Genomic DNA, 13,928 nt, shown 5'->3' with positions numbered 1-13,928 from the left:
TGCAATGTCTTTGAATAATCGCGGCCATCATTCCGAGTCGACCCAGGCGCGGATGAGGTGATGCGCTATCGCGCCTTTCGGTGGCGTGACCAGATTGTCGGCATGCTCCCTGGCCAGCATAAGGCGTACCTCGTCGCGGCCAAACCAGCGGCAGTCCTCCAGCTCGTTGAGGTCGGCCTGGATATCGTCGTTGAGCGGCTCGCCGAAGCAGCCGATCATCAGCGAATAGGGAAACGGCCAGGGCTGGCTGGCGTGGTAGACGACGCGGCCGAGCCTGATGCCGGCCTCCTCCAGTGTCTCGCGGCGCACTGCCGCTTCGATCGTCTCGCCCGGCTCGATGAAGCCGGCAAGGGCGGAGTACATGCCCGGCGCGAAATGACGGCCGCGCCCGAGCAGGCACTTCTCCCGCGTCGCCGTCAGCATGATCGCCACCGGGTCGGTGCGTGGAAAATGCTCGGTCCCGCAATTCGGGCAATGCCGCTTGTAGCCGCCGGCCCGCATCTGCGATTCGGTGCCGCATTTGCTGCAGAAACGATGGCTGGCATGCCAGGCGAGCAGGGCCGCCCCTTGCGCCATCGCGCCGGCAGCCGCCTCGTCGATCAGCCCTTGCATATAGACCGAGCGGTAGTCGATGGCCTTGATGGTCTCCGGCAATTGTTCAGCGTCGATGCCGGCCGGCACCGCCAGCACCGGTCCCTGTTCGGAAAAACCGAGCAGGATGCCTTGCGCCAGTGAAATCTTGAAGGGCTCGCTCTCGGCGGCGCCGAACCAGGGGTCGAGACCACCGCCATACCCGAGCTTCAGAAAGAGCCGGCCGCCATTCATCAGAAGCAGCCTTGTCGCCGGGTCGGCGAGCGCCTTGTCGACGGAATCGTCGGCGCGGTTCTCGGATTGCCGGTCGATGGTGTTGCCGGCAAAGCCGACGAACTGGCTCGGCTCGCGCAAAGGCGCGTCAAACAGGCGGAAGCTCATGGAGACTCTGGCGTACGTTGCGGGATGGACACGGGGAACGCTTATAGCGCCGCCTTGATCGTTTCGGCAAACCGCCGCAGGTCGGAACGTTGATAGGGCTCACGCAGGCCGTGCCCCCATACTGGGCCTGGCCAGCCGGGATCGCCTTCCGAACGCGCGATGACATGGATGTGCAGCTGGCGCACGATGTTGCCGAGCGCGCCGGTGTTGATCTTGGTGCAGCCGGTCGCTTTTTTCAGTCCCTGCGCCACCATATTGGTCTCGAAGGTCAGCATCGCCTGGTCGAGCGGCGTCATGTCGTGGATTTCCTCCGCGCCCGGCCGCTGCGGCACCAGAAGCAGCCATGGCCAGCGACGGTCGTTCATCACCCGCAGTTCGCACAGCCCAAGCCACATCAACTGCTCGCTGTCCGCCTCCAGCCGGGCGTCCAGCGTGAATCCGGCCTTCAGGCCCGGCAACATCGGCGTTTCCCTTGCTTTTCTTGGTTTGCTCAAACGCAGGAACGCTAGAGCGGCGGCAAGGGGGCTGCAAGCGAATCATTGCGCGCCTCACGGTTTGGTGCGCCAATTCCATATCTTTACGATTTCTCCGGCGCACTTGCATTTCGTCGCACAATTGCCGATATGGAAAGCGGGAGGTTGGTGGTGGACGATCCACTCGCCAACCGGGTCAGGTCCGGAAGGAAGCAGCCCTAACGAGCCCGGAACGGGTCATTGTTCCAGCCTCCCACCTCATCGGCCCCTCTCGCGACATTGACGACGCATTGCAGCGCGGGCGAGACTATTGGAGCAATTCCAGGGAAAGTGTGAGCGGTTTCCCGTCCGGAATTGCGTCAAAGCAAAGTGATAGAGCGGTTCGCCGTTTCCAGAAACGGTGAAACGCTCTAACAGGAATCGGCCGCCTTCGGGCGCGGCCATTTGGAGCTTTACGGGCGAATGAGCGAAGCCGGAAATTCGGGACCAAAAAGCCTGGAGATAGGCAAGGCCGCCGCCTATCGCGTTCTGGCGCGCAAGTACCGTCCTTCGAACTTCTCCGAACTGGTCGGCCAGGAGCCGACGGTGCGCACCCTCACCAATGCCTTTGCCACCGGCCGCATCGCCCAGGCCTGGATGCTGACCGGCGTGCGCGGCGTCGGCAAGACCACGACGGCGCGCATACTCGCGCGGGCCCTGAACTATAAAACCGCCACCGTCGACCAGCCTTCGGTCGACCTTGCCGTGCTCGGCGAGCATTGCCAGGCGATCATGGAAGGCCGCCATGTCGACGTCATCGAGATGGACGCCGCCTCGCACACCGGCATCGACGACATCAGGGACATCATCGAGCGCGTGCGCTACGCGCCGGTCTCGGCCCGCTACAAGGTCTACATCATCGACGAAGTGCACATGCTGTCGACGCAGGCCTTCAACGGCCTGCTGAAGACGCTGGAAGAGCCGCCGCCGCACGTCAAATTCATCTTCGCCACCACCGAAATCCGCAAGGTTCCGATCACCGTCCTGTCGCGCTGCCAGCGCTTTGACTTGAGGCGCATCGACGCCGGCGCGCTGGTCGCGCATCTGTCCTCGATATCGGCCAAGGAAGGCATTTCGGTCGACGACGATGCGCTGGCGATGATCGCGCGCGCCGCCGAAGGTTCGGCCCGCGATTCGCTCTCCATCCTCGATCAGGCGATTGCCCATGGTGCCGGCTCGGTCAGCGCCGATGCGGTTCGGGCGATGCTGGGGCTCGCCGACCGCGCCCGCATCGTCGACCTGTTCGAACATGTCATGAAGGGCGATGTGGCGGCAGCCCTTGGCGAATTCCGCGCACAGTACGATACCGGCGCCGATCCGGCCGCCGTGCTGACCGATCTTGCCGAATTCAACCATCTCGTCACTCGGCTGCGTTTCGTGCCGACGGCCATCGAGGATGCCTCGCTATCCGAGGACGAGCGGCAGCGCGGCGCGGATTTCGCCAGGACGCTGTCGGTCAGGGTGCTGTCGCGGACCTGGCAGATGCTGCTCAAGGGCATTCCCGAGGTGCAGTCCTCCAACCGGCCGGTGAGTGCCGCCGAAATGGTGCTGATCCGGCTGGCGCACGCCGCCGACCTGCCGACGCTGGACGAGGCGTTGAGATCGCTTGAGGGCGCAGCACCGCTGCAAAATGGCGCGCCGCGCCCGAATGGCGCCCCCGCAGGGTCCGGCAATGGCGGCGGCGCCAGCGCGGTGACGCAGACGCGTATGCCTGCCGGGTCGGGCGGCGCACAGACCATGCGGCTGGTCGAAGCCACGCCCGCCCCCGTTGCCTTCGTCGCTCCGCCGGAACCGGTCGTGGAGACGCAATCGGCGCCGCTGAAATCGCTGGCCGACATCATTGCCCTGGCCGATGCGCAGCGCGACATCGCCTTCAAGGTGCAGGTCAAGAGCTATATCCGCCTTGTGCGCATCGAGCCCGGCCGTATCGACGTCGGCCTGACCAGCGACGCGCCCAAGATGCTGCTCAACGACCTGACGACGAAGTTGCGCGCCTGGACCGGCCGCAGCTGGCTGGTCTCGCTTTCGAAGGAAGAGGGCGGCCAGACCCTTGCCGAAATGGAATCGGCCAAGCGCGAGAACGCCTTCCTCGACGCCAAGAGCGACCCGACGGTGGCCGCCATCCTGGCGCGCTTTCCCGGTGCCAAGATCATCGACGTGCGCATTCCAGACGCGCCGGAAGCCGAAACGACAGAGGCAGAAGTCCCGGTCGAGCCCCCGGCTGACGACGACGAAACCTGACCCAGCCACGAATCCGCAAAGGACCCGACCATGAAAGATCTTCTCGGCCTGATGGGCAAGGCGAAGGAAATGCAGGCCAAGTTTCAGGCCATGCAGGACGAGATCGCCACGCTGGAAGCGTCCGGCCAAGCCGGCGGCGGTCTGGTCAACGTGACGCTGACCGGAAAATTCGAGATGAAGTCACTGAAGATCGATCCGTCTTTGTTCAAGGAGGACGATGTCGAAATCCTCGAAGACCTGGTGCTCGCCGCCCACAACGACGCCAAGACCAAGGTCGAGCAGATCATGCAGGAAAAAACCAAGGCGCTGACCGCCGGTCTGCCGATCCCGCCGGGAATGAAGCTGCCCTTCTAGCATTCGGCGCGCTCCATGACCGACGAGCCCTCCGAAAGATTGATCGAGCAACGTATCCGCAACAGGATCTACGAGATCCTGGAAATCCTGGCCGATTGCGACGGCGGCGTCGATCTCGTCGGCATCAAGGGTTACTTCAATCTGTTCGAGGATTTCGTCCATCGCCCGTCGATCGAAGCCGGCACGTCGGCGCTTTCGAAGGACGAGCGCGCCATCGTGCTGGAGATCGCCGAATTCCTGGAAGCAGCCAGCGAGACAAACCCGGACTTCACCAAGGCCGAATTCATCGAAAGCGACTGGCCGGCAAAGATCGCGCCGACGGCCAGGGACGCGCGGACGCTGTTCCTCCGGCGCGGCCTGTTTTCGGAGAAGCTCGAGGAGCTTGAGCCTGGCCAGCCGGCCGCGGTTGCGGCCGGGCGATAGACCGGTTCCAGGAAAAACGTGACGCGGTTTTCCCTAGGCAATTGCGGCGAAACAAAGAGAGAGCGGTCATCGCTTTTGTGAAACGATGGCTCGATCTATCTGGAAAGCCACGAAATTGTGCCAATTTGGCAACAGTACGTTGTTAATAACGTTTTGGCCATCATTTTGCCCGAAAGTGTCTCATTCTTGCCGCAGCTTGGGGGCGGGCACGAAGTGAGAGGGTTACCTGTTGATTTCCACGCGATGGAAGACGCCGCTGTTGCTCGGCGCCGTCATTTCACCCCTGTTTTTGGCTGCCTGCAGCCAGACCACTTCGCACGGCATGTCCGTTGCCAGCCTGACCGACGCCATCACGCCGAGTTTCCTGAGCTCCCGGGCCTACAGCCATACGCCGAAGGACAAGGAATGCCTGGAAAGGGCGATGTTCTTCGAGTCCAACCGCTCAAGCCGCGACGGCATGATCGCGGTCGGCACGGTGGTGATGAACCGGCTGCGCTCCGGTAACCACGGCAGCACCATCTGCCAGGTGGTGGGCGAACCCGGGCAGTTCGCGCCCGGCGTCATGACTAGGCCGATGAATTCACGCGCAATGCCCGATGTCGAGGAAGCAGCCGACGCCGTGCTCAAGGGCGAGCGCAAGGCCAAGCTCAAGAACACCATGTATTTCCACACCGCCGGGCTGCGCTTCCCCTACAAGAACATGCACTACACCATGGTTGCCGGCGGCAATGCCTTCTATGAGAAGCGCGGCCGCAACTGGCAGCCGCTGCCGGATGAGCCGCAGGTCGCCATTGCCTCGGCGGCGCCGGAGAAGCCAGCCGCACCGGTGACGCTGGTCGCGTCCGCCGAGCCGGTGCGTCCGGCCAGGACTGCAACCGTTCGATCCGCTCCTGCCCAACAGACCTTTGTGACCGCAGCCGCCGCGCCGACCGCGAAATCCGCGCGTGTCTCGGCGGAGCCGATGGTGGTGGCGATGCAGGAGCCGATGGAGGAACCGGATGCCGCCCGTTTTGGCGGAACCTTGAACACAAGGACAAGGGTCATCTCCTCGGTTGAGGACGCGCCGCAAGAGGCGTCGATGGGGTTCCAGTCGACGCCTGAGAACACCGACGCCATCGGCGCGATGATCGTCAGCCAGGGCCGGCCGCTCGAAGCCAACTGAACGGATCCGCACTCCGTAGGGTCCGACAATTCAACATGGCGGATCCGGTGCCGACGCAGGCTGTTTCAAAGCGCGCTGAAAAATCCTAGATCAGAGCGATGTCCAAGCGAATCGCCGGTCCCGAGATCGAACGCCTGATCCAGCTCCTGGCCAAGGTGCCGGGGTTGGGTCCCCGTTCGGCCAGGCGCGCGGCCCTACATCTGATCAAGAAGAAGGAACAGCTGCTGTCGCCGCTCGCTGCCGCCATGGCCGAGGCGGCCGACAAGGTGTGCATCTGCTCGACCTGCGGCAATGTCGATACATCCGATCCCTGCATGATCTGTACCGATCCGCGCCGTGATGCCGGCACCATCATCGTCGTCGAGGACGTCTCCGACCTGTGGGCGCTGGAGCGCGCGGCGGCGATGAATGTGCGCTACCACGTGCTCGGCGGCACGCTGTCGCCGCTCGACGGCATCGGCCCCGACCAGCTCAACATGCGCTCGCTGGTCGACCGCGTCGCCGGTGGCGAGGTCAAGGAGATCATCCTCGCCGTCAACGCGACGGTCGAGGGCCAGACGACCGCGCATTACCTTACCGACCAGCTGTCCGGCTTCGATATCAAGGTGACACGGCTGGCGCATGGCGTGCCGGTAGGCGGCGAACTCGACTATCTCGACGAGGGCACGCTGGCTGCGGCGCTGCGCTCGCGGACGGCGTTTTGACGCAATTGGCGGGGATGCTTGCGGAGATGACTGCATTCCTTGGCGCCCCCCTCTGTCCTGCCGGACATCTCCCCTTCAAGGGGGGAGATTGGCCGTCACACCTGTTTTCGCGAATTTTCAAAGTTGCTGGTTTGGCGCCGCGGTCGAAGCGGCTGATCTCCCCCTTGAAGGGGAGATGTCCGGCAGGACAGAGGGGGGCGCCACGGAACGCAACCTTCGCAATCTCATCTCTGCATTTCTTCTGGCCGTGCTGACTAGTCTCTTCATTCTCCCCTCGGCCTCCGCCGCAAAGATCGACGACCAGTTCCGCGCCTGGCTGCAAAGCGATCTCTGGCCGCAAGCCAAGGCGAAAGGCATTTCCAAAAAAACCTTCGATGCCGCCTTCGATGGCATCAAGCCCAATCTGAAGCTGCCCGACCTGGTCAAGCCGGGCGAGAAGGCGACCACGCCGCAGAAGCAGCACCAGGCCGAATTCGGTTCGCCCGGCGCCTATTTCGCCGAGAAGACGGTTGGCGCGGTGACATCTGGCGGGCGGGCACGCGAAGCCGCCAATGCCAGGACACTTGCGGCCATCGAAAAGCGTTATGGCGTGCCGGGCGAAGTGCTGCTGGCGATCTGGGGTCGCGAGACCGGCTTCGGCGCGGCGAAGATGCCCTACGACGCCTTCGAAGTGCTGGGCACCAAGGCGTTCATGTCGACCAAGAAGGACTTCTTCCGCACCGAACTCCTGGCCGCACTCGAAATCGTCGAGCGCGGACTGGCCCCGGTCGGCGCGATGAAATCGTCCTGGGCCGGCGCGCTCGGCCAGCCGCAATTCATGCCGACCTCGTTCCTGAAACATGCCGTCGATTTCGATGGCGACGGCCGCGTCGACATCTGGAACTCGACGCCGGACGTGCTGGCCTCGATCGCCAACTATCTCGTCCACTATGGCTGGGTGAAGGGCCGTGGCTGGGGTTTCGAGGTGACCGTGCCGGAGACGGTCTCGTGTTCGTTGGAAGGTCCTGACCAGGGCAAGAAGATCTCCGAGTGGGCGGCAATGGGCATCAGCCGTGTTGGCGGCAAACCGTTTCCGGCGAGTGAGCTGAAGGCCGAGGGATTTCTGCTGATGCCGGCAGGGCGCAGCGGCCCGGCCTTTATCGCCACGCCGAATTTCTACGTGCTGAAGGAATACAACACCAGCGACCTCTACGCGCTGTTCATCGGCCATGGCGCCGATCGCATCGCCCATGGCGATCAGAATTTTGCCGGCAGCTGGGGCGCGGTCGGCGGGCTGCACCGCTCTGACATCGCCGCCCTGCAACGCGCGCTGGAAGCCAAGGGCTATGATGTCGGCAGCGCCGATGGCCTGCCCGGCTTCAAGACCCGCCGTTCGATCGGCACATGGCAAGCCAAGAACGGCCGCGCCGCCACCTGCTTCCCTGACGCCGACCTGGTCGCAGTGCTGAAATAGCTCTGGAATTAGTAGATTTTTCTCGATCGGCCGCCTCGATTGGCTAGCCTATGCGTCGACACCCCACCGGCCTTTCTGGCCCAATGAGCCGTCGTATAAATGCTCGTTGCCCGCCACGGGGCCGCCGGATATGGTGTTGACCAACTGGACAAAAACCGCAACGGTAAGAGATCAGAGAGGCCGTCTCCAGGCCCCGAAAAAAAATCCGCAACCCTGAGCCGGGAACTCAGGTCAACAAACAACAAAACAGGGAACAATCACAATGATGATGGAAAAGTTTGCTCTACGCTCCCGCATCTTGCTCGCGGGTGCAGCCATGTCCGCGCTGCTCCTGGCCGGCGCGCCAGCCGGCGCGGTCACGCCCGCCGACACGCTGGTCGAAGGGTTCGCGATCGACGACATCATCTCCATGGATCCGGGCGAGGCGTTCGAGCTGTCGACCGCCGAGGTCACCGGCAACACTTATGATCTGCTGGTCCGTCTCGATCTCAGCGACACCTCCAAGGTCAAGGGCGACCTCGCCGAAAGCTGGACCGTCTCCGACGACGGCCTGACCTACACCTTCAAGCTCAAGCCCGGCCTCAAATTCGCTTCCGGCAATCCGGTCACCGCGGCCGACGTCGCCTGGTCGTTCGAGCGCGTCATCAAGCTGGACAAGAGCCCGGCCTTCATCATCGGCCAGTTCGGCATCAGCGGCGACAACGTCACCGAAAAGGCCAAGGCGGTCGACGACGGCACTTTCCAGTTCACCGTCGACAAGGCCTATGCGCCGAGCTTCGTGCTGAACTGCCTGTCGGCAACGGTCGCTTCGGTGGTCGACGCCAAGGTGGTCAAGGAACATATCGCGGCGGTAACGCCAAGTGCCGACTACAAATGGGACAATGATTTCGGCAATGCCTGGCTGAAGACCGGCTATGCCGGTTCAGGTGTCTTCAAGCTGCGCGAATGGCGGGCCAACGAGGCCGTCGTTCTCGAGCGCAACGACAACTACTACGGCGAAAAGGCCAAGCTTGCCCGCGTCATCTACCGCAACATGAAGGAAAGCTCGGGCCAGCGTCTGGCGCTCGAGGCCGGCGACATCGACGTTGCCCGCAATCTCGAGCCGAACGACCTCGACGCCATCGCCAAGAATGCCGACCTCACCACCACGAGCGCGCCGAAGGGCACGGTCTATTACATCAGCCTCAACCAGAAGAACGCGAACCTCGCCAAGCCGGAGGTGCGCCAGGCGTTCAAGTATCTGGTCGACTATGATGCCTTGAGCTCGACCATCCTCAAGGGCATCGGCGAAATCCACCAGACCTTCCTGCCCAAGGGCGTGCTCGGGGAACTCGACGAAAATCCCTTCAAGCTCGACGTCGCCAAGGCCAAGGAATTGCTGGCCAAGGCTGGTCTGGCCGACGGCTTCAGCGTAACCATGGACGTACGCACCGGCCAGCCGACGACCGGCATGGCCGAATCGATCCAGCAGACGCTCGGCCAGGCCGGTATCAAGCTCGAGATCATCCCCGGCGACGGCAAGCAGACGCTGACCAAGTATCGTGCCCGCAATCACGATATCTATATCGGCCAGTGGGGTCAGGACTATTTCGATCCGAACTCCAACGCCCAGACTTTTGCCTCGAACCCGGACAATTCGGATGCAGCCAAGACCAAGACGCTGGCCTGGCGCAACGCCTGGGACATTCCGGATCTGACCAAACAGACGGAAGGGGCGCTGCTCGAAAAGGATGCGGGCAAGCGCGCCGATATGTACAAGGACCTTGAGAAGAAGATCCTCGACACCAGCCCCTTCGTCGTCATCCACCAGCAGCTGGAAGTCGCCGGCCTGCGCAAGAACCTCAAGGGTTTTGCGCTCGGCCCGAGCTTCGACAGCAATTTCGTCGGGCCGGTGTCCAAGGAATAGTGTTCGCGGACACGCCGCATGAGCGCGGTTGAAAAAGAAGTGGCGGCGGGGCGCGGCAGCGCCCGTGCCGTTGCTATCGCATCTTCGCTTGGCCGTTTCCTGGTCATCGCGATCACGACCTATCTTGGTCTGCTCGCGGTGACCTTCTTCATCGGCCGCGTCATCCCGATCGACCCGGTGCTGGCGGTGCTTGGCGACCGGGCGCCGGCCAATGTCGTCGAGCGTACGCGCCGCGAGATGGGCCTCGATTTGCCGCTGGTCGAGCAGTTCTACATCTATGTGAAAAATGCCCTGAACGGCAATTTCGGCGTCTCGGTGCTGACCACCAATCCGGTCATGACCGACATTCGCCGCGCGCTGCCGGCAACCACGGAGCTGGCGACGCTGGGAACGCTGATCGGTGCGCTGTTCGGCGTGCCGCTTGGCGTGCTGGCCGCGGTCAGGCGCGGCAGCCTCATCGATCAGATCGTGCGCGTCATCGGCCTGATCGGCTACTCCGTGCCGATCTTCTGGCTTGGCCTGCTGGCGCTGGTGCTGTTCTACGCCAAGCTTCAATGGGTCGCTTTTCCGGCCCGGCTCGACGTCGTCTACGAATACACCTTCACGCCGATCACCGGCTTCTACCTCCTGGATTCCCTGTGGCAGGGGCAGTGGGATGTTTTCTACGACGCCTTCCGCCACATCATCTTGCCGGCCTCGCTGCTCGGCTATTTCTCGCTCGCCTATATCAGCCGCATGACGCGCTCGTTCATGCTCAACGAATTGTCGCAGGAATACATCGTCGCGGCGCGCGCCAAGGGCCTGTCGGAAACCCGCATCATCTGGGGCCACGCGCTGCGCAATGCCGCGGTGCCGATGGTGACGGTGATCGCGCTTTCCTATGCCGGGCTGCTCGAAGGTTCGGTGCTCACCGAGACCGTCTTCTCGTGGCCCGGCATCGGCCTCTACATCACCAACTCGCTGCAGAACGCCGACATGAACGCCGTGCTCGGCGGCACCATCGTCATCGGTTCGGTGTTCATCGCCATCAACCTGCTCTCCGACCTGCTCTACCGGGTGCTCGATCCGAGGACGAAGGTAAGATGAACAGAGGTATCCTACTTTCGGGCCCAGCTGCGGCCAATCACCCCCACTCCGGCCCTTCGGGCCACCTCTCCCCCTGCCCGGGGGAGAGGAAAAGCCGGGCGCACGCTTGGCGCCTTTCCTCTCCCCCGTCGAGCGGGGGAGAGGTGGTCTGCGAAGCAGACCGGAGTGGGGGTCGACAGCTCCAGGAGGCATCGTCATGACCGCCTCCGACGCCCGCCCTCTCTCCCGTCGCGATTGGCTGCTCAGCGAGCGGCCGGCCTCGCGCATGCAGGCAAGGCTCGGCCGCGCCTATGTGGCGTGGCGGCGCTTTTCCGCCAATCGGCTGGCTTTTCTCGGCCTGCTCATCATCATTGCCCTGCTGGTCGTTGCCGCCCTTGCCGGGGTGCTGGCGCCCTATTCGCCGACATTCGGCGACCTCAAGGGGTCGCGCCTGCTGGCGCCGAGCGCCGAGCACTGGTTCGGCACCGACGATCTCGGCCGTGATATCCTTTCGCGCATCCTCTACGGCTCGCGCTGGACGCTCTATGTGGTCATCCTGGTTGCCATCATCGCCGCACCCATCGGCCTTCTGGTCGGCACCGTTGCCGGCTATGCCGGCGGCTGGACCGACGCCGTCCTGATGCGCATCACCGACATCTTCCTCGCCTTTCCCAAGCTGATCCTGGCGCTCGCCTTCGTCGCCGCACTCGGGCCCGGCATCGAGAATGCGGTGCTGGCCATCGCCATCACCTCCTGGCCGCCTTACGCCCGCATCGCGCGGGCAGAGACGCTGACGGTGCGCAATTCCGATTACATCAAGGCGGTGCAACTGATGGGCGCTTCGCCCTTCCGCATCGTGCTGCGCCACATCATGCCGCTCTGCATCTCCTCGCTGATCATCCGGGTGACGCTCGACATGGCAGGCATCATCCTGACCGCCGCCGGGCTCGGTTTCCTCGGCCTTGGCGCACAGCCGCCGCTGCCGGAATGGGGTACGATGATCGCTTCGGGCCGCCGCTTCGTGCTCGATCAGTGGTGGGTGGCCGGTGCGCCGGGCTTCGCCATCCTCATCGTCAGCCTCGGCTTCAACCTGCTCGGCGATGGCCTGCGCGACGCGCTCGATCCCCGCAGTGGTGACCAATGAGTGGCGACCCCAATCAGCAGAAATCAATGAGCGCTCTGCTCGATGTCGACGATCTGCGCGTCACTTTCCCGACCCGCACCGGGTTGATCGAGGCGGTGCGCGGCGTCTCCTTCTCGCTCGGCCGCGAACGGCTCGGCATCGTCGGCGAGTCCGGCTCGGGCAAGTCGCAGACCGGCCGTGCCATCATGGGCCTGACGCCGCCGCAGGCGCGGATATCGGCCAACAAGCTCGCCTTCGACGGCATCGACCTGCTCAACGTCTCGCCACGCGAACGCCGGAAGCTGCGTGGCAAACGCATCGCCATGATCCTGCAGGATCCAAAATACTCGCTCGACCCGGTGATGAGCATCGGCCGCCAGATCGTCGAGACGCTGCGCACCCATGAAAAGGTCGGCAAAGCCGAGGCGCGCGACCGCGCGCTGGCGATGCTGGAGGCGGTGCAGATCCGTGATCCCTCTCGCGTCTTCGACCTGCATCCGCATGAGGTGTCCGGAGGCATGGGTCAGCGCGCCATGATCGCCATGATGCTGATCGCCGGGCCGGAAATGATGATTGCCGACGAGCCGACCTCGGCGCTCGACGTCACTGTGCAGCTCGACGTGCTCGGCATTCTCGACCGGCTGGTCAGCGAGCGCGGCATGGGGCTGATCTTCATCTCGCATGATCTGCGCCTGGTCTCGTCCTTCTGCGACCGCGTCATCGTCATGTATGCCGGCAAGGTGGTCGAGCAGCTCAAGGCTTCGGAACTCGGCCGCGCCCAGCATCCCTACACGCGCGGCCTGCTCAACTGCATGCCCAAGATCGGCGCCGACCGTCACCCGCTGCCGGTGCTCGACCGCAAGCCGGAGTGGGCGGCATGACTTCTGCGATCGCCGTCGACAGGCTGGAAGTGATCTTCGACCGTTTTCGCGCGCTGAAGGGCGTCGGCCTCGACGTGCAGCCGGGCGAATCTTTCGGCCTGGTCGGCGAATCCGGCTCCGGCAAATCGACGCTGCTCAGGGCCATCGCCGGCCTTGCGCCGGTCGCATCGGGCAGTATCACCGTCAATGGCAAGACGCTCGGCACCCGCCGTGACAAGGCTTTCTACCGCGAAGTGCAGATGGTCTTCCAGGATCCGTACGGTTCGCTGCACCCACGCCAGACCGTCGACCGCCTATTGCAGGAGCCGCTTGCCATCCATGGCTTTGCCGATGGCGAAAAGCGCATCCAGCGGGCGCTCGACGAGGTCGGCCTCGGCAACGGTTTTCGCTTCCGCTACTCGCACCAATTGTCGGGCGGCCAACGCCAGCGCGTGGCGATCGCGCGTGCCTTGATCCTCGAACCGTCGATCCTGCTGCTCGACGAGCCGACCTCGGCGCTCGACGCCTCGGTGCAGGCGGAGGTGCTCAATCTGCTGGAAGAGATCCGCCGGCGGCGCAAGCTGACCTTCCTGATGGTCAGTCACGACCTCGCCATCATCACCCATATGTGCGAGCGGCTGATGGTGATGCAAAGCGGCGAGGCGGTGGAGAATCTGGCGGCGGCCGATCTCGTCGAACGTCGCGTGACCAAGGACTATACGCGCAACCTGTTGCGGGCCAGCGACGGGTTTGTGAGAACCGCCTGAATTCGTTTTCTCGTTTTGCGCCGAACAACCATCTTGGGGAATTCCTATGGAGGAATGGAAGTTTGCGGATCCGCCCAATCTCGCAGTGTTCTCGGACAAGAGCATATTTAAACGTGGCGACTGGATCGCATACGTTGTGCATGAAGATGACGACGACGACAGCTACAACGACGAAGGTGGCAGTTGGCAATTCCACAACAGCGAACCCGGACCTGTGGATGACGGCGACATAATGCTCGTCGGCCTGCAAGAGGTGGTACGGTGGGATGAGACCATCCTGGAGTTGGCCGATTTGCCAAAAGGTTGGCATGCTTGGCGCGCCTCGAAATCGTCGCCATGGCGGCGCGCCAAGTCACGCCCCGTACCCTCCAACGACAACGAATGAC

At 63.5% G+C, this 13,928-nt stretch carries 14 protein-coding genes and 1 other RNA gene; 13 read left to right on the top strand and 2 right to left on the bottom strand.

Annotated features, from left to right (window positions below):
• Positions 1–27 precede the first annotated feature (27 nt).
• Both nudC and HB777_25510 read right to left on the bottom strand, forming a co-directional pair.
• Entirely contained in the window at positions 28–972 is a 945-nt protein-coding gene (nudC, locus tag HB777_25515; GenBank protein ID QND66943.1) for an NAD(+) diphosphatase, read from the bottom strand.
• Between the two features lie 41 nt (positions 973–1,013).
• Positions 1,014–1,433, bottom strand: a complete 420-nt coding sequence (locus HB777_25510; GenBank protein QND66942.1) for an HIT domain-containing protein — start codon at positions 1,431–1,433, stop codon at positions 1,014–1,016.
• 172 nt (positions 1,434–1,605) lie between these two features.
• On the opposite strand from HB777_25510, the gene ffs reads away from it, so the two are divergent.
• The 13 genes from ffs (at position 1,606) to HB777_25445 (ending at position 13,927) form a co-directional block, all read left to right on the top strand.
• Positions 1,606–1,702: signal recognition particle sRNA small type (ffs, locus tag HB777_25505), an RNA gene on the top strand.
• A 205-nt stretch (positions 1,703–1,907) separates the two neighbouring features.
• A complete protein-coding gene (locus HB777_25500; GenBank protein QND66941.1) occupies positions 1,908–3,725 on the top strand; it encodes a DNA polymerase III subunit gamma/tau in 1,818 nt (605 codons plus the stop codon).
• A 30-nt stretch (positions 3,726–3,755) separates the two neighbouring features.
• The gene (locus HB777_25495; protein QND66940.1) at positions 3,756–4,079 is read left to right on the top strand and encodes a YbaB/EbfC family nucleoid-associated protein; all 324 of its coding nucleotides are present in this window, start codon (positions 3,756–3,758) and stop codon (positions 4,077–4,079) included.
• A gap of 15 nt (positions 4,080–4,094) precedes the next feature.
• Complete coding sequence (locus HB777_25490) at positions 4,095–4,502, top strand: hypothetical protein (GenBank protein QND66939.1); 408 nt, start codon at positions 4,095–4,097, stop codon at positions 4,500–4,502.
• Between the two features lie 229 nt (positions 4,503–4,731).
• Complete coding sequence (locus tag HB777_25485) at positions 4,732–5,664, top strand: cell wall hydrolase (GenBank protein QND66938.1); 933 nt, start codon at positions 4,732–4,734, stop codon at positions 5,662–5,664.
• Between the two features lie 98 nt (positions 5,665–5,762).
• Positions 5,763–6,368, top strand: a complete 606-nt coding sequence (gene recR, locus HB777_25480) for a recombination protein RecR (GenBank protein QND66937.1) — start codon at positions 5,763–5,765, stop codon at positions 6,366–6,368.
• A 175-nt stretch (positions 6,369–6,543) separates the two neighbouring features.
• The gene (locus HB777_25475) at positions 6,544–7,821 is read left to right on the top strand and encodes a lytic murein transglycosylase (protein QND66936.1); all 1,278 of its coding nucleotides are present in this window, start codon (positions 6,544–6,546) and stop codon (positions 7,819–7,821) included.
• A 262-nt stretch (positions 7,822–8,083) separates the two neighbouring features.
• Positions 8,084–9,727: an ABC transporter substrate-binding protein gene (locus tag HB777_25470; protein ID QND66935.1), complete on the top strand. Its 1,644-nt coding sequence runs from the start codon at positions 8,084–8,086 to the stop codon at positions 9,725–9,727.
• Between the two features lie 18 nt (positions 9,728–9,745).
• Positions 9,746–10,813, top strand: coding sequence for an ABC transporter permease (locus HB777_25465; protein ID QND66934.1), 1,068 nt, complete (start codon positions 9,746–9,748; stop codon positions 10,811–10,813).
• Between the two features lie 196 nt (positions 10,814–11,009).
• The gene (locus HB777_25460; protein ID QND66933.1) at positions 11,010–11,936 is read left to right on the top strand and encodes an ABC transporter permease; all 927 of its coding nucleotides are present in this window, start codon (positions 11,010–11,012) and stop codon (positions 11,934–11,936) included.
• Positions 11,937–11,962: 26 nt separating this feature from the next.
• Entirely contained in the window at positions 11,963–12,796 is an 834-nt protein-coding gene (locus HB777_25455) for an ABC transporter ATP-binding protein (protein QND66932.1), read from the top strand.
• Entirely contained in the window at positions 12,793–13,542 is a 750-nt protein-coding gene (locus HB777_25450; GenBank protein QND66931.1) for an ABC transporter ATP-binding protein, read from the top strand. The genes HB777_25455 and HB777_25450 overlap by 4 nt, the downstream gene beginning before the upstream one ends.
• A gap of 46 nt (positions 13,543–13,588) precedes the next feature.
• Complete coding sequence (locus tag HB777_25445) at positions 13,589–13,927, top strand: hypothetical protein (GenBank protein QND66930.1); 339 nt, start codon at positions 13,589–13,591, stop codon at positions 13,925–13,927.
• Position 13,928 lies beyond the last annotated feature (1 nt).

It is taken from the genome of Mesorhizobium loti (genome assembly GCA_014189435.1).
Taxonomy (GTDB): Bacteria; Pseudomonadota; Alphaproteobacteria; order Rhizobiales; family Rhizobiaceae; genus Mesorhizobium; species Mesorhizobium loti_G.
Note: the sequence above shows the minus strand (reverse complement) of the source record. Positions and strands in the feature narration are given on the sequence as shown.

What these genes read in the sequence shown, in the direction of transcription:
- nudC (QND66943.1), bottom strand. Translation starts at nt 972, where the DNA reads ATGAGCTTCCGCCTGTTTGACGCGCCTTTGCGCGAGCCGAGCCAGTTC.
- HB777_25510 (QND66942.1), bottom strand. Translation starts at nt 1,433, where the DNA reads ATGTTGCCGGGCCTGAAGGCCGGATTCACGCTGGACGCCCGGCTGGAG.
- HB777_25500 (QND66941.1), top strand. Translation starts at nt 1,908, where the DNA reads ATGAGCGAAGCCGGAAATTCGGGACCAAAAAGCCTGGAGATAGGCAAG.
- HB777_25495 (QND66940.1), top strand. Translation starts at nt 3,756, where the DNA reads ATGAAAGATCTTCTCGGCCTGATGGGCAAGGCGAAGGAAATGCAGGCC.
- HB777_25490 (QND66939.1), top strand. Translation starts at nt 4,095, where the DNA reads ATGACCGACGAGCCCTCCGAAAGATTGATCGAGCAACGTATCCGCAAC.
- recR (QND66937.1), top strand. Translation starts at nt 5,763, where the DNA reads ATGTCCAAGCGAATCGCCGGTCCCGAGATCGAACGCCTGATCCAGCTC.
- HB777_25475 (QND66936.1), top strand. Translation starts at nt 6,544, where the DNA reads ATGTCCGGCAGGACAGAGGGGGGCGCCACGGAACGCAACCTTCGCAAT.
- HB777_25470 (QND66935.1), top strand. Translation starts at nt 8,084, where the DNA reads ATGATGATGGAAAAGTTTGCTCTACGCTCCCGCATCTTGCTCGCGGGT.
- HB777_25465 (QND66934.1), top strand. Translation starts at nt 9,746, where the DNA reads ATGAGCGCGGTTGAAAAAGAAGTGGCGGCGGGGCGCGGCAGCGCCCGT.
- HB777_25460 (QND66933.1), top strand. Translation starts at nt 11,010, where the DNA reads ATGACCGCCTCCGACGCCCGCCCTCTCTCCCGTCGCGATTGGCTGCTC.
- HB777_25455 (QND66932.1), top strand. Translation starts at nt 11,963, where the DNA reads ATGAGCGCTCTGCTCGATGTCGACGATCTGCGCGTCACTTTCCCGACC.
- HB777_25450 (QND66931.1), top strand. Translation starts at nt 12,793, where the DNA reads ATGACTTCTGCGATCGCCGTCGACAGGCTGGAAGTGATCTTCGACCGT.
- HB777_25445 (QND66930.1), top strand. Translation starts at nt 13,589, where the DNA reads ATGGAGGAATGGAAGTTTGCGGATCCGCCCAATCTCGCAGTGTTCTCG.